The following is a 22,228-nucleotide window of genomic DNA, read 5'->3' on the forward strand; positions in this document are numbered from 1 at the left end:
GAACTGGCAAGGTCTCGGTTGAATGTCGTCCTGGCGAAAGCCAGGATCCCCGCGCGAGCGCCCGCGCTCGTCGCGATTACCCCAGGGAGCAGTTTGGCGAAGGCTCGTTGCCGTGGGACGACCACGATCGGCGATCGATGGACCTCGCGGTATGGGCCCTGGCTTTCGCCAGGGCGAGGACACACTTCACACCGCCATCTTCCGATGCAGCACCGGCGCGCCGGTGGTGAGGCTTTCGGCCGCATCGATGATGGCGTTCGCGTCCAGGCCATAATGGCGGTAGAGGTCGGCGATGGTGCCGGTCTGGCCGAACTGTTCGACGCCGAGCGCCTCGACGCGATGGCCGCGGACGCTGCCGAGCCAGCCGAGCGTGGCCGGGTGGCCGTCGATCACGGTCACGAGACCGCAATCGCGCGGCAATGGCGCAAGCAGCTTTTCGATATGGCTCAAATGCTGCACGCCGCGGCGGTCGCGCCGCAATTTCCGCGCGGCGGTCCAGCCAGCGTGAAGGCGGTCGGCCGAGGTGATCGCAAGCAGGCCTATGTCGCGCCGGCTTTCGCCGACGAAGCCGGTCGCCTCGATCGCCTCCGGCGCCACCGTGCCGGTGTAGGCGATTACGATTTCGGCATTGGGGCCCGGCTTGCGCAACCAATAGGCGCCGTCGGTGATGCCCTGAGCGAGCTCCGGAGTCATGATTCGCTGCGCTTGCTCGATGGTGCGCGTCGACAGACGCAAGTAGACCGAGCCACCCTCGCCCGCCTCGCGCTGCATGTGGTCAAAACCCCAGCCCATGATCACGGCGAGCTCGTCGACGAAGGCCGGCTCGAACGATGCGAGCCCATCCTGCGCCATGCCGATCAGCGGCGTTGCGATCGACTGATGCGCACCGCCTTCGGGTGCGAGCGTGACACCGGAGGGCGTTGCCGCCACCATGAAGCGAGCATCCTGATAGCAGGCGTAGTTCAGCGCATCGAGGCCGCGCTCGATGAAGGGATCGTAGAGCGTGCCGACCGGCAGCAAGCGCTCGCCATTGATCTGGTGCGAGAGCCCCAGGGCCGACATCATGATGAACAGGTTCATCTCTGCGATGCCAAGCTCGAGATGCTGCCCCTTGGGCGATGCGTCCCAGTTGAACGTGGATGGAATTTTCTCGCTGCGGAATAAATCCGCCTTCTCGGCGCGCGCAAACAGGCCGCGCCGGTTCACCCAGGGACCGAGATTGGTCGAGACGGTAACGTCGGGCGACGTCGTGACGATGCGCTCCGCAAGCTCGCTGTCGGTGCGCGCGATCTCGTTCAGCACAAGCCCAAAACCCTGCTGGGTCGACATCTGCGCCGACGGCTTGAAGGTGAGCTGAGAGGGCACTTCGACGGCGGGCGCGGTCAGCCGGCGGCCATCCTGGTTGAAGGGCACGCGCGCGAGGAAGGCTTCGAGCCCGGCAGCGCCCTGCGCCATGCCCTCGAACTTGTCCCACTCGTGACCGGGGCGAATGTTCTGGCTCTCGCGAAACTTCTCCATCTGCGCAACCGTCATCAGGCCGGCATGGTTGTCCTTGTGGCCCTGGAACGGCAGACCGACGCCCTTGATGGTGTAGGCAATGAAGCAGACCGGGCGATCGTGATCGATCTTTTCGAACGCCTCCAGCATGCTCGCCATGTCGTGTCCGCCAAGGTTCGACATCAACGCCAGCAGTTCATCATCGCTGCGCCGGTCGATCAGCTTGGTGATCGGCCCCTGGTCACCGATCTCGTCATGCAGGTGCTTGCGGAAGGCCGCGCCGCCCTGGAAGCACAGCGCCGCGTAGAGCGCGTTCGGGCAGTTGTCGATCCACGCTTTAAGCGCTTCGCCACCGGGCTCGGCAAAAGCCTCGCGCATCAGCCGGCCGTATTTCACGATGACCACGTCCCAGCCGAAATTGCGGAACATGGTCTCGAACTTTTCCCAGAGCCCCTCGCGCACGACGGCGTCGAGCGACTGCCTGTTGTAATCGACCACCCACCAGGTGTTGCGCAGGCCGTGCTTCCACCCCTCGGCGAGCGCCTCGAAAATGTTGCCCTCGTCCATCTCGGCGTCGCCGACCAGCGCGATCATCCGCCCTTCGCGGCGATCCTTCATCCAGCCATGCGCCTTGACGTAGTCCTGCACCAGCGACGAGAACAGCGTCTGCGCGACACCGAGACCCACCGAGCCGGTCGAGAAATCGACGTCGTCGATGTCCTTGGTGCGCGAGGGATAGGACTGCGCGCCCTTGAAGCCGCGGAAATTCTCCAGCTTCTCGCGGGTCTGCCGGCCAAACAGATACTGGATGGCGTGGAACACCGGGCTTGCGTGCGGCTTCACCGCGACGCGATCCTCAGGTCTGAGCACGTGGAAATACAGCGCCGACATGATGGTCGCGAGCGAGGCGGATGAGGCCTGATGGCCGCCGACCTTCAGGCCGTCCGCGTTGGCGCGGATGTGGTTTGCATGATGGATGGTCCATGACGACAGCCACAGCACCTTGCGGGCGAGCGCGGACAAGGTGTCGAGGCGGGCGGAATCGACGGGCATGGCGATGCTCCGGAAAATGATGGACTATGATACGCCTGCGGCAGCCGGCAAAATTCTCAATTTTTGGCGCCACGCCCGCCCAAGTTGGGATATTTTACCAAAGAATAGCCACTCCACATAGGTTTCATCCCAATGCCCGAGCTTGACGCCATCGACCGAAAGATCCTCGCCCTGCTCCAGGCCGACAGCCGGCTGACCATGCAGGAACTCGCCGACAAGGTCGGCTTGTCGGTCTCGCCCTGCCATCGCCGGGTCAAGCTACTGGAGGAGCGCGGCGTCATCACGCGCTACATCGCAACCGTCGACCAGAAGGCGCTGGGGCTGCACGTCAGCGTCTTCATCTCGATCAAGCTGGCTCGGCAGAAGGAGGAGGACCTCAATCGCTTTGCGCGCGCGATCTCGAAATGGGACGAGGTTTTGGAATGCTACCTGATGACCGGCAACCGCGACTACCTCTTGCGCGTCGTCGCCGCCGACCTGTCGTCCTATGAGGCGTTCCTGAAGAACAAGCTGACCCGGCTCGACGGCATCGCCTCGATCGAGTCGAGCTTTGCGCTAAGCCAGGTGAAATATTCGATCGCACTACCCGTGTGACGGCAGCCTCGCTGACCCAATCCGCCCGGGGCAAACGCCTGCCCGATCCCCGGTGTCACATTGGCGCAACAAAGCCCGCCGATGGTCAGCCCCTGGCACTCTAGCCGAGAGTAAGGATCCATGACTGCAGCCGACCGCACCTCCGAAGCCGCCAAGCGCGACCGCATTATCCAGGAAATGGCCGACGACCTCGACGAGGAGCTTGAACTCGAGCTTGACGACAGCCGCCTCGACAAGCTCCTGAGCGAGACCGATACCCCCGGTCCGACCATGGACCGCAGGGCTTATTTCAGGGAGCTGCTCCGCCTCCAGGGCGAGCTCATCAAGCTGCAGGACTGGGTGCAGAGCGAGAAGAAGAAGGTCGTCATTCTGTTCGAGGGCCGCGACTCCGCCGGCAAGGGCGGCGTCATCAAGCGCATCACCCAGCGCCTCAATCCTCGCGTCTGCCGGGTCGCCGCGCTTCCAGCCCCCAGTGAGCGCGAGCGCACGCAATGGTACTTCCAGCGCTACGTGTCGCATTTGCCCGCAGGCGGAGAGATCGTACTATTCGACCGGAGCTGGTACAACCGCGCGGGCGTGGAGCGCGTGATGGGCTTCTGCAGCGAGGAACAGTACGAGGAGTTCTTCCAGTCGGTACCGGAATTCGAGCGGCTGCTGATCCGCTCCGGCATCATCCTGCTCAAATACTGGTTCTCCATCACCGACGACGAGCAGCAGTTCCGCTTCTCCATGCGCATCCAGGATCCGCTGAAGCAGTGGAAGCTGAGCCCGATGGACGTCGAGGCACGCAGCCGCTGGGAGCTGTACACCAAGGCCAAGGAGACGATGCTGGAGCGCACCCACCTGCCGGATTCGCCATGGTGGATCGTCGACGCCGTGGACAAGAAGCGCGCGCGGCTCAACTGCATCTCGCATCTGCTCAGCCAGATCCCCTACCAGGAGGTCTCGCGCGTGCCGGTGACGCTGCCGCCGCGCGTCCGCAACCCCGACTATCACCGCGGGCCAATTCCGGACGAGATGTACGTGCCCGCGAAATATTGACGGCGCCGGCAGCAGCCACCGGCAACCGGCCTTCGGGATGAGGACCACGAGATGCCCGTGCCGAGCGATTTGAGCGTGACTAGTGAGACCTTGCTTCGTCGCCGCAATCGCTCCGGCCCGTGGCTGCTGCTCGCGAGCATCCTTTCGGCGGTGACGGTGGTTCTCGCCGTTGCCTATTGGGCTTGGCAGCCGGCGAGCTTGCGCATCGCCGTCGGCCCGCCCGGCAGCGACGACCAGACGGTGATACAGGCGCTCGCGAGGGCCTTCGATGCGAAGGGTGGCGCCGTGCGGCTGGCGCCGATCGAGACGGACGGCGCGTTGCAAAGCCTCAACCTGCTTGGCGGCGGCAAGAGCGATCTAGCGGTAGCGCGCGGCGACCTCGACATGCCACCCGACACCAACTCGGTGGCGATCCTGCGCCGAAACTTCGTGGTGCTGTGGGCGCCGACGGGCCGCAAGGGCGCGGCGAAATCAAAGGTGACCGAGATCGCAGGCCTTAGCGGTCGTCGCATCGGTGTCGTGGGCCTCGGCGATGCCAACATCATCTTGCTGCGCGTGATCCTGGCAGAATCCGGCGTCAATCCGCAGAAGGTGACGGTGGTACAGTTCGGTACCGACCACATCTCCGAAATGACGCAGGACACCACGCTCGACGCATTCATGATGGTCGGCGCGCTCGATGCGAAAGTGATCGCGGACACGATCGCCGCAACGGCGCGGGCGCGCGGCGAGCCAAAATTCCTCGGCGTCGACGTTTCCGACGCGATCGCCGAACGGCATCCGCTCTATGAATCCGAGGAAATACCGGCTGGCGCGTTCGCTTCGTCACCGCAACGGCCCGACGACAAGATTGACACCATCGCCGTCAACCACCTGATCGTGGCGCCGAGCTCGCTCTCCGAGGATACGGTCGCTGCCTTCACCCGCGAGCTGTTCACGATCCGGCCGTCACTCGCGAAGGAGTTGCCCAGCGTCAGCCACATCCAGAAGCCGGACACCGACAAGGACGCCGCGCTGCCAGCCCATCCCGGCGCTGCCGCCTATATCGACAGCAACGAGCGCAGCTTCATGGACAAGTACAGCGACTACATCTGGGGCGCGGTGCTGATCCTCTCCGGCCTCGGCTCGGTGGCCGCGTGGCTGCGTCATTACCTGCGGCGCGATGAGCGCAAGCTGAACACGCTGCACCGTGACCGCTTGCTCGGCGCGATCGTGAGCGTGCGCGAGGCTTCGTCCCTCGATGAACTTGCGGCCATGCAACGCGCCGCGGACGACATTCTGCGCGAGACGCTGATCTGCCACGAGGACGGCGCCATTGAAGACGGCGATCTCGCCGCCTTCGGGCTCGTGCTGGCGCAATTCCATCAGGCGATCATCGATCGCCGAGCCCTAATCAGCGATAGGGCCGAGGGACCTGCAAAGCCCGATGGCCCCGCGCTTCAGCTCGCCGCTACCTCCACGGCTCCACGATGATCTTGGTTTGCGCCTCGGGATTGGCGAGATCGGCGAAGGCTTTGGGCACGCCGTCGATGCCGACCTTGGCCGTCACCATCGCGGCCGCCTCCACCTCGCCCTCCGCGATTAGGCGTAGCGAATAGGCGAACTCCTCTGGCGTGTAGCCGACGACTTATTGGACGTTGAGCTCTTCATGATGCCGAGCATCGGCTCGCTCTTGTCGCTCTCGATGCAGCCCGTACCCGGCTCCTCCCATTCTTGTCGGAGCCGTTGATAGCACAAAGCCAGCCCTTCAGATTGCGTCAGGCGTTCGGCGAACGCTCCTCGCGCACCAAGAGCTGGGCCCGGCGGACACGCTCGCGATGGGCGATATAGAGGCCGCTCGCGACGATGAACGCCGCGCCCGTGATGGTCCAGACGTCCGGCAACTCACCGAAGATGAAGAAGCCCAAAATGCTGACCCACAGCAATTGCGTGTAGGAGAACGGCGCCAGCACCGAAGCATCGCCATAGCGATAAGCGAGCACGATGATCCACTGGCCAACCGTGGAGGCGATGCCGATGAAGATACCGAGCCCGATGGCAGTCCAGCTCGGCGTGACCCAGACGAACGGCACCATCGCGGTCAGGAGGGCAACGCCCGTGAGCGCGGAATAGGCCATCGTGGTGAGGACAGCTTCCCGCCCGCTGATCATGCGCGTCAGGATCAGCGCAGCCGCCCAGCAAAACGCCGAGACGATCGGGAAGAACGCGGCGACGTGAAATGCGCTTGAGCCGGGCCGCAAAATGATCGTAACGCCGACGAGGCCGAGCGCAGTTGCGAGCCAGCGGCGCAGGCCGACCTTCTCACTCAGGAAGATGATCGAGAGCGCCGTGACGAACAGTGGCGAGACGAAGCCGGTGGCGGAGGCCTCCGCGATCGGGAGGAAACGCAGGCCGGTAATGAAGAACAGTGACGAGCCGAGCAGCGCCGCACCGCGCATCAACTGAAGGCCGAGCCGCTCGGTACGCATCGCATAGAGCGGCGAGGCCGGCAGCATCACCGGCGTGAACATCAGTGCGAAGGTCAGGAAGCGGATCCAGGTGATCTCGATCGACGGCAGGCTCGTCGAAAGATATTTCGCGGTGACGTCTGAGCAGCCGAGAAATACGGTCGACAACAGGACCAGCGCAATGCCCTTGAAGGGATGGTCGACGCGCGCGGGTGCGCGGCGTGCGGCCTGCTTCCTTTCTGGCACAGGCACGGAAATACTGTCGAGCCTTGCGGCTGCGGCTGGCGGCGGGGTCACGGCTGGAACTCGGGAAATGCGAATCGTATGAACCTATAAAAACGCCAATTGCGCGTGGTTCACAACGCCCGAAAACAGGATGCCGATATGCACTGGTGGGCACGTGCGTAAACGCTCCATTAACAAGGGGCGCTTTCTTGCATTACAGCATCGGCAGGCTGCGTGGCTTGCTGCCGCGCGGAAACGCCGCATCCAGCGCGGTAACATCGTCCATGGTCAACACGAGATCGCCGCTCGCCGCATTTTCGCCAGCATGCTCGGCGGATGACGCCTTCGGGATCGCGAACACCGTAGTTGCACGGGTGAGAAAGCTGAGCGCCACCTGACGCGGCGTCGCGCTGTGCGCCTCTGCGATGCGCGCGAGCACCGCACCTCCCTTGCTCGTCGCTGCGGGAAAATCGTCATGGCCGAATGGCGAATAGGCCACCACCGCAACACCGTGCCGCTCGCACCACGGGATCACCGCGTGCTCGATTGCACGCTCCTTGAGATGGTACAGCACCTGATTGCAGGCGATCTTGCCTTCGCCGGCAACGTCGAGGATGTCGTCGAGATCGTCGGCGTCGAAGTTGGACACGCCCCAGGATTTGATCTTGCCAGCCTTCACCAGCTCCTCGAAGGCAGCAACAGTGTCCTCCAGCGCATAGGAGCCACGCCAGTGCAGCAAATAGCAGTCGAGCCGATCCGTCTTCAGCCGCTTGAGCGAGCGCTCGCAAGCGGTGATGGTGCCGCGGCGCGAGGCGTTGCTCGGCAACACCTTCGAGACCAGGAAAACCTCGTCCCTGCGGCCAGCGATCGCATCGGCAATCACGAGTTCCGCCTCGCCGTACATCTCGGCGGTGTCGATATGCGTCATCCCTAGATCAAGCCCGCGCTGAAGCGCGGCAATCGCGCGCTTGCGGTCGCCATGATCGAGATACCAGGTGCCCTGTCCGATGACGGAGACGCTGGCGCCGGTGTGGCCGAAGGGTTTTGTGTTCATGTATTTCTCCACGGGCGAGATCTGAGTGCTTTCTCTCGCCGCGTGACAGCATAGGCGACAATGTTCGAAGCGTCGATTGGCCCGCGCCTCCGTCGGAGACGAGCATAGCTCACCGGTCGCGCAGCACGCGCAGCGCATTCAGGATCACGGCGACGTCGATCACCTCCTGCAGGATCGCGCCCTCGACTGGCGTCAGGTAGCCGAAGGCAGCCGCGATCATGCCGAGCGTCGACAGGCCGATGCCGGCAATAACGCTCTGAAGCGCGATGAAACGTGCGCGGCGCGCGATCTCGATCGCGGGCACGATGCGGTCGAGCGTGTCGACCAGCAGCACGGCGTCGGCTGCTTCCGCCGACGCGGCGGCACCCGTCGCACCCATGGCGACGCCGACATCGGCGGCCGCGAGTGCCGGGGCGTCGTTGACGCCATCGCCCACCATCATCACCGGACCGGCTTTGCGCTCTGACAGCACCACCATGACTTTTTGGTCCGGCGTCAGCTCGGCGCGAACCGCATCGAGGCCGAGACCGGCCGTGATGGCCTCGGCTACGTCGCGGCGGTCGCCGGTCGCGAGCACGATGCGTTCAACGCCGAGGCGCCGCACCTTGGCAAGGAGCTCGTCGATGCCGGCGCGCAGCTCGTCGGCGAGCACGATCCGTCCGGCAAGCCGGCCGTCAAGCGCCAGCCACACGGCGACCGCTCCCGGCGCTGTCAACGCGGGCTCAGTCGTGCCCTGGATCGGATCCGGCAGTTGCGATCGCACATAGCGACGACCGCCGACGGCGACGAAGCTGCCCTGCACGCGTCCCTTGACGCCTTCGCCGGGCGTCTCCGCGACATCGGCCGGAATCGACAGTGGAAGCCCGCGGCGCTGCGCCTCGGCCACCAGCGCCTGCGCGATGACATGCTTGGAGGCCTGATCGAGCGATGCGGCGATCCGCAGCACGTCATCCTCACGAAATGCTTCCGCGGCATGGACTGCAACCACCCTCGCCTTGCCATCGGTGAGCGTGCCGGTCTTGTCGACCACGAGGACGCGGATGCGAGCCATCGTCTCGAGCGCCTTGCCGCCCTTGATCAAGATGCCGTAATGGGCCGCGCGCGACAGGCCAGCGACGATGGCAACCGGCACCGCGAGGATCAGCGGGCAGGGCGTCGCCACCACCAGCACCGCCACCATGCGGATCGGATCCTGCGTCCAGGCCCAGGCCGCACCCGCGATCGTGAGCGTTGCGACCAAAAACACGATCGCATAGCGATCGGCGAGCCTCGCCATCGGCGCCCTGGCGCGCTGCGCCGCCTCGACCAGGCGGACGATACCCGGATAGGTGCTTTGCGCCGCCGGACGGGTGGCGATGATGTCGAAGGCTTCGCCGGCATTGGTGGCTCCGCTCATCACCGCTTCGCCGTCCCTGCACTGGACCGGCAGCGATTCCCCCGTCAGCGCAGACTGGTCGAGCACGGCGAGCGGGCTTGCGAGCGTGCCGTCGACCGGCACGATCTCGCCCTGGCGGATCAGCAGACGGTCGCCTGTCGCGACGAGCTCGACGTCGATCTCCTCGAGCCGATGGTCGCGATGACGCATCGCCTTGCGCGGGGCGCGCGCGAGCAGCGCCGTCATCTCGCGCCGCGCTTGGCCCTCGGCAAAGTCCTCGAGGTGTTGCCCGCCGGCATACATCAGCGCGACCACGGCGGCCGCAAGCTCCTCACCGACCACCAGCGCCGACGTCATCGAAAGTGCAGCCACGATATCGAGCCCGACATCGCCGCGCCACAGGCTCCGCACGATCTCGACCAGGAGCGCAAGCAATACCGGCAGCGTCGCAATCGCCCAGACCAGATCAACCCACGCCGAAGCGCCGGATGCGCGCAGCACAAAGCCGAGCACGAGTCCCGCGGCGGGAAAGCCGATCAGGAAGGGCCGAATGGGAACGTCGGACACGGAAAAAACGCCGGGCGAGTTGCGCGGCAGTGATGATGACAGCGAGTGCGCGAAGAGGCGATGATTTAGATCAACCCCACACTGTCATGCCCCGCGCAGGCGGGGCATCAACTATGCCGCGGCCTATCGATTTGTCTCGGACGTCTCGGAGTGCTGGATCGCCCGATCCCGTCTCCGCCAAGGCTTCGACGAGGCTCGCGGACTCGGCTCGCCGAAGCTTCAGCGAAGGCGGCAAGCCGGGCGATGATGCAGGAAGTGTGGCGCTAGCCCGCCGCGCCGGCGAACTTTGCCTCCTTCGCAGCCCCGCCCGTCTCCGCAATCAGCCGCTTGAGCTCGGGAATGCAGGAGCCGCAATTGGTGCCGGCCTTGAGTTTTGCGCCGATCTCGGCCGCGCTGCGCGCGCCGGCGGCGATGGTGTCACAGATGGTGGCGCGGCCGACGCCGAAGCAGGCGCAGACCACGGGACCGGTCGAGGCGACACCTTCGGTCGATTTGCCCGAGAGCAACATGCGGCGCTGTTCGTCACTGACACTGCCTGCCGCGAACAGGCTCTTCACCACCTCCCAATCGCCGGCATCATGGGCAGGGCCAATGAACAGGCAGGCCTCGATGCGATCGCCGACGAAAGACGCCGCGCGGTAGACGCCGCCGCCGAAATCGCGGTACTCGGCAATATCCTCGCCTCCAATATCGTGCAGCCAGATCGGCCAGCGGGACAGATCCGCATTGTCGGCGAAGAGATAGCCGTAGCCACCGCCGATCGCGACACGCGCCCACCACAGATGCGGCGGCAGCGCGAGTGCTTTTCGCGACAGAACAAAGCCGCGGAAGACGTATTCGTACGGCGCTATCGCGGCCGGGGTTGCCTTGGCTTCCGGCTGCCCCGAGAACGGATCGTTGAACGACTGCACCAGCGCGCCGATGCGGCCATGCGAGGCGTTCATCGCGCTCCAGTGGATCGGCGCGAACAGCGTGCCGCGCTGCTGGCGCTCGCTGACCACGACTTTGAGGATGCACTGCCCGTAATCGGTGGTGACGCGGGCAAAGCTGTCGTCGGTGACGCCGTATTTGCCGGCATCATCAGGATGAATCTCGACGAACGGCTCTGGCAGATGCGCCCCGAGCCGCTGGCTGAGGCCGGTACGGGTCATGGTGTGCCACTGGTCGCGGATGCGACCCGTGTTCAGCCGCAGTGGTCGCGCCGCATTGGTCTCGCTGCGCAGCGCCGGTACCTCCGGCGCAACGAAACGGCCCTTGCCGTCATTGGTGAAGAAGCCGCCGCCCGCAAAGAAGCGCGCGCCAGGTCCCTCCTGCCCCTCGCGCGCCGGCCATTGCAGCGGCACCAGCGCATCATAGGCCTCGTCGGATACCGATTGCAGCGCGCCGATGTCGAAATCCCGGCTGCCATTGTTCTCGAACGCCGAGAGCGCGGCATGCTCGCGGAAGATCTCGGCGGCCGATTTGTAGTTGAAGCCCGCACTGAAGCCGAGGCGCTTTGCGACCTCGCTCAGAATCCACCAGTCCGGCCGCGCCTCGCCCGGCGCCGGCAGGAACGAACGCTGCCGCGAGATACGGCGCTCGGAATTTGTCACCGTGCCCGACTTCTCGCCCCATGCGAGCGCGGGCAACAGCACATGCGGCCCCGCCTCCACCGTGTCGTTGGAAAGCACGTTCTCCGAGACCACGAACAGCTCGAGCTTCTTCAGCGCATCGCGCACGAGATCGGCATCCGGCAGCGACACCGCCGGATTGGTGCCCATCACCCACAGCGCCTTGACCTCGCCGCGGTTGATCGCCTCGAACAACTGCACCGCCTTGAGCCCCTCGTGGGTGGCGATGCGCGGCGCCTTCCAGAACCGCCGCACGCGGTCGATCTCGGGCGGAGTGAACATCATGTGCGCGGCGAGCTGGTTGGCGAGCCCACCGACCTCGCGGCCACCCATCGCATTGGGTTGTCCCGTGAGCGAGAACGGCGAAGCCCCTGGCTTGCCGATGCGGCCCGTGGCGAGATGGCAATTGAGGATGGCGTTGACCTTGTCGGTGCCCTGCGCCGACTGGTTGACGCCCTGCGAGTACAGCGTGACGACACGCTCGGTCTCGCGGAACATCGCATAGAACGCCGCGACGTCCTGCTCCGACAGTCCGGTCGCGAGCGCCGTCGCGGTCACGCTGCCGGCGATGCTGCGCGCACGGGCGAGCGCATCGTCGAAGCCCGACGTGTTGTTCGCGATGTAGTCCTTGTCGAGAGCGCCGTTGTCTGCGAGATGGACGAACAGGCCGGAGAACAGCGCGGTGTCGGTGCCTGGCTTCACGCCCAGGAACAGGTCTATGTCGCTTGCAGTATCGGTGCGGCGCGGATCGATCACGATGATGCGAGCGCCGCGCTCCTCCTTGTTCCTGCGCATGCGCTGGAACAGGATCGGATGGCACCAGGCCGCGTTGGAGCCGACCAGCACGAGCAAGTCAGCCTGGTCGAGATCCTCGTAGCAGCCGGGCACGGTGTCGGCGCCGAAGGCACGGCGATGGCCGGCGACCGAGGACGACATGCAGAGCCGCGAATTGGTGTCGACATTCGCCGTGCCGACGAACCCCTTCATCAGCTTGTTGGCGACGTAGTAGTCCTCCGTCAGCAACTGGCCCGAGAGATAGAAAGCGACAGCATCCGCGCCGTCACGCGCCACGATATGCTGCATGCGATGGGCGACATGGTCGAGCGCGTCGCTCCAGGCGACACGCTCCATCACGCCTTTGCAGCGGATCATCGGATAGAGCAGACGTCCCTCGAGTCCGACGGTCTCGCCGAGCGCCGAGCCCTTGGAGCAGAGCCGGCCGAAATTGGCGGGATGCTCGGGGTCGCCGGCGATCGCAGCGCCACCATTGCCGTCGGGCGTCGCCAGCACGCCGCAGCCGACGCCGCAATAGGGACAGGTCGTTCTGGTGGCGCGGAGCGTCGGATCGATCGCAGTCATTCAGGCGACATCCATCAAGCGGCTTTGGGCGGAAGCGCGAGTGCGCGGCCGAACATCATGTCGGTACGGATCGCGGCGACCTTCTCGCGATTGCGGATCAGTTCGAGATACCAGAGCGCGTCCACGGTATCGCCGATCAGCACGGCGCCGGTGAGTCTGCCGTCGGCGATGACCAGCTTCTTGTAGGTGCCGCGCCTGCGATCGGAGAGCACGAGGCTCTCGCTGCCCTCGCCGCCGACGAAATCGCCGGCCGAGAACACGCTGACGCCTGATACTTTCAGATTGGTCGAGACCACGCTGCCCTGATAGGTGGCACTCTTGCCGGCAAGATGCCGCGCCAGCACGCGTGCCTGCTCATAGGCCGGCTCGACCAGCCCGTAAGCCGTGCCGCGATGCTCGGCGCATTCACCGAGCGCGAAGATGTCGGACTCGCTGGTCTGGAGGCAATCGTTCACGACGATGCCGCGGTTGACGGCAAGCCCTGCCTCCTTCGCGATCGCGACGTTCGGCCGGATGCCCGCCGCAACGATCGCGGCATCGGCTTCGATGCGGCTGCCGTCGGCAAGCTCGACGGCCTCGACGTGGCCGTCGCCATGAATGCATTTGGTGCTCGCATTCAGAACGACATTGATGCCCTTGCGCTCGACCAGCGTCTTGAGCAACTCGGCCGCAGGCAGATCGAGCTGGCGCTCCATCAGGCGATCCATGAGATGCAGCAGCGTCACCGGTGCGCCGGCTTTCGCAAGACCATAGGCAGCTTCCAGTCCGAGCAAGCCGCCACCGACCACGACGACGCGCTTCTTGGCTGCTGCGAGCGTCAAGAGCAGATCGACGTCGCGGCTGTCGCGAAAAGTGTGGACGCCCGTGAGGTCGGCGCCCGGCACGTTCAACCGCAGCGGCGTCGAGCCGGTGGCGAGGACGAGCTTGGAATATTCCATGCTCTCCTCGCCCGCGATCTTCAGCTCGCGACGACCGACATCGATCTCGGTGACGCGATAGCCGTAGCGGACGGTCACGCCGCGCTGGCGCCACCAGTCGGCGGGCCTGAGCTCGATCTCGTGGGAGCCGGTCTCGCCCGCAAGCACGGACGAGAGCAGCACGCGGTTGTAGGCGAGCCGCGGCTCTTCGCCGATCACAGCGACTGCGTAACGGCCGAGCGCGGTCTTGGCGAGTTCATCGACCAGACGCGCGGCGGCCATACCGTTACCGACGATGACGAGTGGCTCACTCACTTTGCTCTCCTATTCTGCGGCCTGCGGCCGCGCGCCATAGGCCTCGGAAATCATGAAGTTCGACAGCACGCCGTAGGCCGCGGTCCAGGCGGCGGCGACATCTGGCGTCCAGGCGTCGCCCAGCCCCTTCGCCAGCGTCCACAACAGGGTCGAGCCCACGACCGGGTAATGTTCGGGCTTCGCGCCGTAAGCGACGTGACGTTGCGCCAGCGCGGATGCGGCCGGCAGGATCGAGTCGAGATTGGTCAGACCGTTCACGACGACGGCAAGCGTCGCCATCAGCTTCTTGCGCTGTTCGGTCATGTCAGCAGGAAACATCGCCTTCACCGATGGCGCGACCTCGAACAGGCGGTCGTAGAACAACATCGCAGCCGCGTCCGAAATCGGAGCGACCTTGGCGAAGCTCTGCTGGACGAGGTTGATCTGTTCGGGCGTCATCGTTGGTCTCCTTGCTGGTTTGAAGTCTGCCTTTGTCCGCGCCCTTGCGGATAAGGTTCATGGGTCAAACTCTCCGGCAAAGCTTCTCCCCGCGTACGGGGAGAAGCGAGATTCGTACCAAGTCTCTATCTCTTGAGCATGATCTTCGCGGAAAAACCGCTGCACACTTTGCGCTAACGCGGCCCTCCGGGTCCGGATCATGCTCTACACGCGCGCTTCGGCGAGGCTCGCCGCGCCTTCGGCCTGCGGGCCGCGACGCAGGTAGAACCACCAGGTCAGCCCGAGGCAGGAGGCGTAGAAGACAAGGTAGATCGCCAGCGCGAGCTGCGGCCCGCCAGTCAGCGCGATCGACTTGCCAAAACCGGTCGGGATCAGATAGCCGCCGACAGCGCCGATCGCGCCGATGAAGCCAACCGCCGCGCCGCTCTCGATGCTTGCCGTCTTCAGCGCCAGCGCGCGCGCTGCATCGCCCTTGCCGCGCACCTTGAACAGATTTTCCTCACGGAAGATCGAGGGGATCATCCGGTAGGTCGAGCCGTTGCCGATGCCCGTCGTGACGAACAGGATCAGGAACATCGCCAGGAAACCGATGAAGTCCTTCTGGCCAACGAAATAGAGGACGCCGATCGTGGCGGCCGCCATCGCGATGAAGTTCCAGAAGGTGATGATGGAGCCGCCGACCTTGTCGGCAAGCCACCCGCCGAGAGGCCGCGACAGCGAGCCGACCAACGGACCCAGGAAGGCGATCGCGATCGTGATTTGCGGGAACTGGGTCTTGATCAGCAGCGGAAACGCTGCCGAGTAGCCGATGAAGGAGCCGAAGGTCCCGATATAGAGGTAGGCCATGATCCAGGTGTGCTTGCGCTTGACGATCGCGAGCTGGTTCTTCACCGACGACTTGGCCGAGGCCAGGTTGTTCATGAAGAACACAGCGCCGAATACGGCGATCGCGATCGGCAGCACCCACATCAACCCGGCGTTCTGCAGGAAGATGCCGTCGACGGGCGTCGCCTGGAACAGGTTGATGACACCGAGCGTCATCAGGATGGGCGTCAGGAGCTGCACGCTGGAGACGCCGATATTGCCGCCGGCAGCGTTGAGACCGAGCGCGGATCCCTTCATCCGGTCTGGGAAGAAGAAAGAGATGTTGGTCATGCTGGAGGCGAAATTGCCGCCGCCGAGGCCTGCGGTCGACGCGACGAGCAGCATCAGCCAGAACGGCGTGTCGGGCTGGCTCACGAAATAAGCGAGCGACAGCGTCGGGATGAATAGGATCGCCGCGCTGAAGATGGTCCAGTTGCGGCCGCCAAAGGTCGTGACCGCAAAGGTGTAGGGGAAGCGCATCAAGGCGCCGATCAGGCCCGGCACGGCGACAAGCTGGAAGAGCTGGTCGGTCGTGAAGTGGAAGCCTGCCTGCGGCAGCTTGGTGGTGACGATGCTCCAGATCAGCCAGACCGAGAAGCCGATATGCTCGGCCACGATCGACCAGATCAGGTTGCGTCGCGCGATAGTCTTGCCAGTCGCATTCCAGAACGCCTCGTCCTCGGGGCGCCAGTCTGAAATCCAGGTCGGACTTGAAGCCGGATTTCCATTCGGATTCGTCGTCATTGATAATCCCTTCTAGGCTCACCGCTGCGTCGTTGCAGGCTTAGCCTCCAGGCATGGAGGCACGCTCCGAGGCTTCTCCCCGGTGGCGAGTTCACGATGCTGATTGATGATGTTGAGGGACGTCGTCGTTGGCGTCGCAAAATGACATTTCAAATTCCATGCCAACTGCGCGCGACCGGGAAATACAGGGATTTCAGTGACTTATTTGAACGGTCCGAAATTTTCGTAGGACTTTTTCGCACGCATATTTTGCGATTCGCTCAATCCTTGTGCGGCGCACAAGGATTGAGCGGGGTGTCGATTATTTAGGCGCGGCACATCCTCGCGTTAACCACCCGTCTACGCGGCTTCGACGAAGCGATGACGCTCGTAGAGGAATTCGAGCACGCGCTGGCGGCACTTCAAGTAAGCGGCATTCGACGCAAGCTCGAGCCGCTTGCGGGGACGGGAGAGCGGCACATCCAGCACTTCGCCGATGCGCGCACTCGGCCCGTTGGTCATCATCACGATGCGGTCGGACAACAGCACGGCCTCGTCGACGTCGTGGGTGATCATCAGAATGGTGTTGCCGAGCTTCTGGTGCAGCGCCATCACCGAGTCCTGCAAATGGGCCCGGGTCAGCGCGTCGAGCGCGCCGAAGGGTTCGTCGAGCAGAAGTACCTTCGGCTCCATCGCGAGCGCGCGGGCAATGCCGACGCGCTGCTTCATGCCACCTGAGATTTCCGACGGACGCTTGTCCTTGGCATGGGCCATCTGCACGAGGTTGAGATTGTGCATCACCCAGGCCTCGCGCTCGGCCCGCGTCTTGGTTCTGGCAAATACCTTGTCGACGCCAAGCTTGACGTTCTCGAACACGGTCAGCCAGGGCAGCAGACTGTGGTTCTGGAACACTACGGCGCGATCGGGGCCGGGCGAGTTGACCTCGCGGTTCTCAAGCAGCACGCCGCCCGTCGAGGCGCCCGTCAGACCTGCTACGATATTGAGCAGGGTCGACTTGCCGCAGCCGGAGTGGCCGATGATCGAGACGTATTCGCCCTTCTCGATGGTGAGGTTGATGTCCTTCAGCACCTCGGTCGTGGCCGCACCGCGGGTAAAGATCTTGTCGATGTGATCGAGCTTCAGATAGGCGGTCATGTGCCCCTCTCCTTCAGTTCTGCGCGGTGCCGTGGGTGACGAACCTGCCGAGGCCCGCGATCAGGCGATCGAGCACGAAGCCGATGATGCCGACATAGAACAGCGCCAGGATGATCTCGCTGATATGCGAGGAGTTCCAGGCGTCCCAGATGAAGAAGCCGACGCCGACGCCGCCGATCAGCATCTCGGCCGCGACGATGGCGAGCCAGGAGAGACCGATGCCGATGCGCAGGCCGGTGAAGATGTAGGGCGCGGCCGCCGGGATCATGATCTTGCCGAAGAACTCCAGCGGATTGAGCTGCACGACGGCCGCGACGTTGCGGTAGTCCTGCGGAATGTTGCGGATGCCGACAGCGGTGTTGATGATGATCGGCCATACCGAGGTGATGAAGATGACGAAGATCGCCGAAGGCTGGCCGTCGCGGAAGGCAGCGAGCGAAAGCGGCAGCCAAGCCAGCGGCGGGATGGTGCGAAGGACCTGGAACAGTGGGTCGAGCCCGCGCATCGCCCAGACCGATTGCCCGACGAGCGTGCCGAGCGCGATTCCGACGATGGCCGCGATCGAATAGCCATAGGCGACGCGCTGGAGACTGGCGGAGAGATGCCAGAACAGGCCCTTGTCGATGCCGCCATGATCGAAGAACGGATCGAGGATCAGCTCCTTCGTATCCTTGAACACTCTTGACGGTGGTGGCAGCGTCGAGCCGGCGCGGCGGCAGATGAGCTCCCAGACAAGCATCAACAGCGCCAGCACGACGAGCGGCGGGATAACGCGGACCGCAGTCTCCTTTGCCATCCGCGCATACGTCTCGGCCAGCGGCGGTCGCTTCGGTGTCATCGCGACGACCGGCGCGGTGGCGCCAGCGGAAGGCGCAACACCTTCAGCGCCGATCTTCTTCACAGGCATGTTCATCGAAATTCTTCTCCGGCTGCAATGACAATGCGGCCGCCCATGGGCGGCCGCGGGACCTATCAGACTTCGACGCGCTTGATCGCGAGCGACTTCAGATAGGCAGCCGGGTTTTCGGGATCGAACACCTTGCCGTCGAAGAAGGTCTCCTTACCGCGCGAGGCGGAAGCCGGGATGTCGGAACTGGCCACGCCGAGCGTCTTGGCCGCGTCTTTCCAGAGGTCCTCGCGGTTGACCTTGGCGATCAGCGCCTTGGTGTCGAAGCCAGGCTCGTACTTGCCCCAGCGGATATCCTCGGTAAGGAACCACAGATCGTGGCTCTGGAACGGATAGGAGGCATTGTCCTTCCAGAAGCGCATCTGCTGCGGCGAGTTCTCGACGATGCGGCCGGTGCCGTAGTCGAACTTGCCCTTCATGCGGTCGGTGACGTCCTCGACCGGGCAATTGATCCATTGGCGCTTGGCGCAGATCGTCGCTGCTTCCTCGCGGTTCTCGGCCTTTTCCGCCCATTGCTGGGCTTCCATCACCGCCATCAGCAGCGCTTTCGTCGCTCTCGGATATTTGTCGACGAAGGCCGCGCGCATGCCGAACGACTTTTCGGGATGCTTGTCCCAGAGTTCGCCGGTGGTGATCGCGGTGTAGCCGATCTCCTGATGGATGAGCTGGAGATTCCAGGGCTCGCAAACGCAGAAGCTATCCATGGTACCGACTTTCATGTTGGCGACCATCTGCGGGGGCGGCACGACGATGGTTTCGATGTCCTTGTCGGGATCGATGCCGCCGGCGGCGAGCCAATAGCGGATCCAGAGGTCATGCGTGCCGCCGGGGAAGGTCATCGCGGCCTTCACGGCCTTGCCCGAGGCCTTCTTCTTATCCAGCGCGACCTTGAACGGCGCAGTGTCGATTCCAACCTTGATGTCGGCATATTCCTTGGCGACCGAGATGCACTGACCATTCAGATTGAGCCGTGCCAGGATGTACATCGGCGTCGGCTGATTGTTCTGCGTCACCTTGCCGGCGGAGATCAGATACGGCATCGGAGTGAGAATGTGCGCGCCGTCGATGCCGTTGCCTTCGGAGCCGAGCACCAGGTTGTCACGCGTCGTGCCCCAGGAGGCCTGCTTCTGCACCTCGACGTCGGGCATGCCGTATTTGGCGAAGATGCCTTTCTCCTTGGCAACGAACAGCGGGGTCGCATCAGTCAGCGCGATGAAGCCGAGCTTGGCGCCTTTGACCTCGGGACCTGCATCTTGCGCGAACGCACCGGCAGGGAAATTCAGCTTGGCGGCGGCGAGAAGTGCGGCGGTGCTGCCGGTCGCCTTCAACAATTGACGGCGGCTGAGGCCGCTGTCGGAGGGGCGGCGGATGCGCTTGGTCATAGGTCGTGTCGTCCTTTGCGTCGTTGCAGAAGTGGTGCGTCAGTGCACACGAGCCCGTCGTCCGGTGGCGCCGCCATTGACGCATGCGAACGCATGGCGGGAGGGACCCCCGTCTGGTGGCGTCGGCAAATTCGGATGAATAGTCTCGCGGGACGGCATCAATGGCGTCGGCACTAACTATTCAAGCTTTATGCCAAGCCAGATGCGGCGAATCTTATTTATAAATCAGCATGTTAAAGGGCCGGAACAGATTGTCGCAGCCCGCTGTTCCGCACGCGGAATTTGCGACCTGCCCGGTTTTTGCGCGCCGCATATAAACTAGGCAGGCTCTGGATGAGGCCGTTCTCAAGCGTGCTCCGCGGCCTTCACCCCGAGCGGCTTGGGAGCCAGACCGTCGCCCGGCTTGAGGTGGAATTCATAAGTCATCAGGTGCCAGGGCCCGGCCGCCTTACCGCCATCGGGCATGGCCGGATCGGTGCGCTTCTCGACCTTGGCGATCAACTCGTCCTTGACCCCAAACACCACGTCGGAGTCGAGATATTTGTCGCCACCAATGAAGACGTGAGTGATCAGGGGCTCATAGCCCTTCGCATTAACGAGGAAGTGGACGTGCGCGGGACGCATCGGGTGGCGGTTGGTCTGAACGATCATCTCGCCCACAGGGCCGTCGGTCGGGATCGGATAGCTGCAGGGCAGAATGGTGCGGAAGAAGAAGCGGCCCTCGGAATCGGTGATGAAGCGCGCCCGCGCCGAGGCGCCGATCTCATCGTAGTTCGGCTTCTGGGAATCGTAGAAGCCGTCGTCGTCGGCGTGCCAGACGTCGACCGGAACGTTTGCAAGCGGCTTGCCGCTGAGATCCGTGACACGGCTCCGCACGAACATCTTCTCGCCGGTCAGGTTATGCGGCGAGATGTCGGTGCCGTGCGCGGCCACCTTGTGTTCGCCGACATAGAAGGGACCGAGCACGGTCGTCTCTGTGGCGCCGTCGCGGTCGCGGTGGTTCACCGCATCGACCAGCATGGAGACACCGAGCACGTCGGAAAGCAGGATGAACTCCTGGCGGGTATCTGTGCACTTCTGGCCGGTGCGGGTCAGGAAGTCGATCGCATAGTCCCATTCCTCGAAGGTGAGGCCGGTCTTGCTCACGTAATCGTGCAGCGACTTCACCAATTCCTGGAGCAGGAACCTTGCACGCGGATTGGGCGTGTTGTCGAAGCTCTTGATGACGGCCTCGGTAAGCTCGGTCTCGTTGAACTGGGTCATTTCTCTTTCCCGCTGTCCGATTTTCTCGTTGTTTGGCCTGACGGCGTTCCGCTGCGAAGCCTACACCAGCCGGGCATGCGGCGTTAAGCGCGACCGGCTTGGAATGGGGTCCTCATTTCGGCTATCACCTCCTCACAAGAACACTCCGGAGGAACATTCCCGATGCTCGCCCCTACCCCTGCCTCGCCCGAATCCGTCGGCATGTCCCAGGCCGCGCTCGACCGCGTCGATGCGCATCTGAAGAACCGGTATATCGATGCCGGCCGCTTCCCGGGAACGCAGCTCCTGGTCTATCGCCGCGGCAAGATCGCCCACCGCTCGGTGCTGGGCCTCGCCGACATCGAGCGCGAAGTGCCGGTCAAGGACGACACCATCTACCGCATCTATTCCATGACCAAGCCGCTCACCAGCGTCGCCTTCATGATGCTGGTCGAGGAAGGCCTCGTCGCGATCGACGAACCCGTCGCCAAATTCATTCCGGAGTGGAAGGACCTCGGCGTGTTCGTCGCCGGCACGAACCCTGCGTTCCTGACCCGGCCGCCGTCACGACCAATGCAGATCGTCGACCTCCTGCGGCACACCTCGGGCCTGACCTACGGCTTCCAGCAGCGCTCCAATGTCGATGCGGCCTATCGCGAGCAGAAGATCGGCGAGGTCGAGAAGGCCGGCACGCTGCAGACCATGATCGAGGGGCTGACCAAGATCCCGCTGGAGTTCTCGCCTGGAGACGCCTGGAACTACTCCGTCTCCACCGACGTGATCGGCTATCTCATTGGCAAGATCTCTGGTGTTCCCTTCGAGCAATTCCTGAAACAGCGCATCCTCGACCCGCTCGGCATGACCGACACCGATTTCCACGTGCCCGCCTCCAAAGCGCATCGCTTCGCAGCCTGCTATTCCGCCGATCCGCAGGGCGGCATGACCTTCCATGCCGGCCAGCGCCGCCAGGGCCTGACCCTCCAGGACGACCCGATGACGAGCTCGTTCCTGGCGCCGCCAGATTTCATCTCCGGCGGCGGCGGTCTGTGCTCAACCGTTGCCGACTATCTCACGTTCTGCCGCGCGCTGCTCAATGGCGGCGAACTCGGCGGTGTCAGATTGATCGGGCCGAAGACGCTGGCGCTCATGACGACCAACCACATTCCGGGCGGCCGCACTCTACCCGACGTTTCCCGCTCGCTGTTCTCTGAGGCGACCTACAATGGCATCGGCTTCGGCCTCGGCTTCGCCGTGACCATGCGGCCGGCAGAGACGCTGATCGCCGGCAGTTCCGGCGAGTACAATTGGGGCGGCGCTGCGACGACCTCGTTCTGGATCGATCCGGCCGAGGAGCTGATCACGATCTTCATGACGCAGGTGCTGCCGTCGAGCGCCTACCCGATCCGGCGTGAGCTGCGTAGCATGGTCTATGCCGCGATCACCGAGAGCAATCTATAAGCCCA

Annotated in this window: 16 protein-coding genes; 4 read left to right on the forward strand and 12 right to left on the reverse strand. The window is 64.1% G+C overall.

The genetic code is table 11. The features are described 5' to 3' along the window. Positions 1-186 precede the first annotated feature (186 nt). Positions 187-2,550 (reverse strand): thiamine pyrophosphate-binding protein, encoded by a 2,364-nt coding sequence (locus tag SO140_RS04390; RefSeq protein ID WP_449379487.1) that lies wholly within the window; start codon positions 2,548-2,550, stop codon positions 187-189. A 132-nt stretch (positions 2,551-2,682) separates the two neighbouring features. On the opposite strand from SO140_RS04390, the gene SO140_RS04395 reads away from it, so the two are divergent. The 3 genes from SO140_RS04395 (at position 2,683) to SO140_RS04405 (ending at position 5,658) form a co-directional block, all read left to right on the forward strand. After that, positions 2,683-3,144: an Lrp/AsnC family transcriptional regulator gene (locus tag SO140_RS04395; protein WP_449379488.1), complete on the forward strand. Its 462-nt coding sequence runs from the start codon at positions 2,683-2,685 to the stop codon at positions 3,142-3,144. Positions 3,145-3,264: 120 nt separating this feature from the next. Then, entirely contained in the window at positions 3,265-4,185 is a 921-nt protein-coding gene (gene ppk2, locus SO140_RS04400; RefSeq protein ID WP_449379489.1) for a polyphosphate kinase 2, read from the forward strand. 75 nt (positions 4,186-4,260) lie between these two features. Continuing rightward, positions 4,261-5,658 (forward strand): TAXI family TRAP transporter solute-binding subunit, encoded by a 1,398-nt coding sequence (locus SO140_RS04405; protein WP_449379490.1) that lies wholly within the window; start codon positions 4,261-4,263, stop codon positions 5,656-5,658. Between the two features lie 284 nt (positions 5,659-5,942). On the opposite strand, the gene SO140_RS04410 is transcribed toward SO140_RS04405, so the two are convergent. From SO140_RS04410 to SO140_RS04460, 11 genes are all read right to left on the reverse strand, one after another. Next, positions 5,943-6,884, reverse strand: coding sequence for a DMT family transporter (locus tag SO140_RS04410; RefSeq protein WP_449379542.1), 942 nt, complete (start codon positions 6,882-6,884; stop codon positions 5,943-5,945). Between the two features lie 187 nt (positions 6,885-7,071). Next, complete coding sequence (locus SO140_RS04415) at positions 7,072-7,911, reverse strand: aldo/keto reductase (protein WP_449379491.1); 840 nt, start codon at positions 7,909-7,911, stop codon at positions 7,072-7,074. A gap of 109 nt (positions 7,912-8,020) precedes the next feature. Beyond that, positions 8,021-9,853 (reverse strand): heavy metal translocating P-type ATPase, encoded by a 1,833-nt coding sequence (locus SO140_RS04420; protein WP_449379492.1) that lies wholly within the window; start codon positions 9,851-9,853, stop codon positions 8,021-8,023. A gap of 263 nt (positions 9,854-10,116) precedes the next feature. Further along, entirely contained in the window at positions 10,117-12,822 is a 2,706-nt protein-coding gene (locus SO140_RS04425) for a molybdopterin-dependent oxidoreductase (RefSeq protein ID WP_449379493.1), read from the reverse strand. 14 nt (positions 12,823-12,836) lie between these two features. Next, positions 12,837-14,054: an NAD(P)/FAD-dependent oxidoreductase gene (locus SO140_RS04430; RefSeq protein ID WP_449379494.1), complete on the reverse strand. Its 1,218-nt coding sequence runs from the start codon at positions 14,052-14,054 to the stop codon at positions 12,837-12,839. Positions 14,055-14,063: 9 nt separating this feature from the next. Then, positions 14,064-14,492 (reverse strand): globin family protein, encoded by a 429-nt coding sequence (locus SO140_RS04435; protein WP_449379495.1) that lies wholly within the window; start codon positions 14,490-14,492, stop codon positions 14,064-14,066. A gap of 204 nt (positions 14,493-14,696) precedes the next feature. Continuing rightward, entirely contained in the window at positions 14,697-16,100 is a 1,404-nt protein-coding gene (locus SO140_RS04440) for an MFS transporter (protein ID WP_449379496.1), read from the reverse strand. A gap of 339 nt (positions 16,101-16,439) precedes the next feature. Beyond that, the gene (locus SO140_RS04445) at positions 16,440-17,234 is read right to left on the reverse strand and encodes an ABC transporter ATP-binding protein (RefSeq protein ID WP_449379497.1); all 795 of its coding nucleotides are present in this window, start codon (positions 17,232-17,234) and stop codon (positions 16,440-16,442) included. Between the two features lie 13 nt (positions 17,235-17,247). Next, positions 17,248-18,147 carry a nitrate ABC transporter permease gene (gene ntrB, locus SO140_RS04450; protein ID WP_449379498.1) on the reverse strand — a complete coding sequence of 300 codons (900 nt, stop codon included), beginning with the start codon at positions 18,145-18,147 and terminating at the stop codon, positions 17,248-17,250. Between the two features lie 59 nt (positions 18,148-18,206). Further along, positions 18,207-19,523, reverse strand: coding sequence for a CmpA/NrtA family ABC transporter substrate-binding protein (locus SO140_RS04455; protein ID WP_449379499.1), 1,317 nt, complete (start codon positions 19,521-19,523; stop codon positions 18,207-18,209). Between the two features lie 345 nt (positions 19,524-19,868). Next, positions 19,869-20,786, reverse strand: a complete 918-nt coding sequence (locus SO140_RS04460; protein WP_449379500.1) for an intradiol ring-cleavage dioxygenase — start codon at positions 20,784-20,786, stop codon at positions 19,869-19,871. 162 nt (positions 20,787-20,948) lie between these two features. On the opposite strand from SO140_RS04460, the gene SO140_RS04465 reads away from it, so the two are divergent. Continuing rightward, entirely contained in the window at positions 20,949-22,223 is a 1,275-nt protein-coding gene (locus SO140_RS04465) for a serine hydrolase domain-containing protein (RefSeq protein WP_449379501.1), read from the forward strand. The last annotated feature ends 5 nt before the right edge of the window (positions 22,224-22,228 follow it).

Source organism: Bradyrhizobium sp. UFLA05-108 (genome assembly GCF_059803455.1).

What these genes read in the sequence shown, in the direction of transcription:
- SO140_RS04390 (WP_449379487.1), bottom strand. Translation starts at nt 2,550, where the DNA reads ATGCCCGTCGATTCCGCCCGCCTCGACACCTTGTCCGCGCTCGCCCGC.
- SO140_RS04395 (WP_449379488.1), top strand. Translation starts at nt 2,683, where the DNA reads ATGCCCGAGCTTGACGCCATCGACCGAAAGATCCTCGCCCTGCTCCAG.
- ppk2 (WP_449379489.1), top strand. Translation starts at nt 3,265, where the DNA reads ATGACTGCAGCCGACCGCACCTCCGAAGCCGCCAAGCGCGACCGCATT.
- SO140_RS04415 (WP_449379491.1), bottom strand. Translation starts at nt 7,911, where the DNA reads ATGAACACAAAACCCTTCGGCCACACCGGCGCCAGCGTCTCCGTCATC.
- SO140_RS04425 (WP_449379493.1), bottom strand. Translation starts at nt 12,822, where the DNA reads ATGACTGCGATCGATCCGACGCTCCGCGCCACCAGAACGACCTGTCCC.
- SO140_RS04435 (WP_449379495.1), bottom strand. Translation starts at nt 14,492, where the DNA reads ATGACGCCCGAACAGATCAACCTCGTCCAGCAGAGCTTCGCCAAGGTC.
- SO140_RS04440 (WP_449379496.1), bottom strand. Translation starts at nt 16,100, where the DNA reads ATGACGACGAATCCGAATGGAAATCCGGCTTCAAGTCCGACCTGGATT.
- SO140_RS04445 (WP_449379497.1), bottom strand. Translation starts at nt 17,234, where the DNA reads ATGACCGCCTATCTGAAGCTCGATCACATCGACAAGATCTTTACCCGC.
- ntrB (WP_449379498.1), bottom strand. Translation starts at nt 18,147, where the DNA reads ATGAACATGCCTGTGAAGAAGATCGGCGCTGAAGGTGTTGCGCCTTCC.
- SO140_RS04455 (WP_449379499.1), bottom strand. Translation starts at nt 19,523, where the DNA reads ATGACCAAGCGCATCCGCCGCCCCTCCGACAGCGGCCTCAGCCGCCGT.
- SO140_RS04460 (WP_449379500.1), bottom strand. Translation starts at nt 20,786, where the DNA reads ATGACCCAGTTCAACGAGACCGAGCTTACCGAGGCCGTCATCAAGAGC.
- SO140_RS04465 (WP_449379501.1), top strand. Translation starts at nt 20,949, where the DNA reads ATGCTCGCCCCTACCCCTGCCTCGCCCGAATCCGTCGGCATGTCCCAG.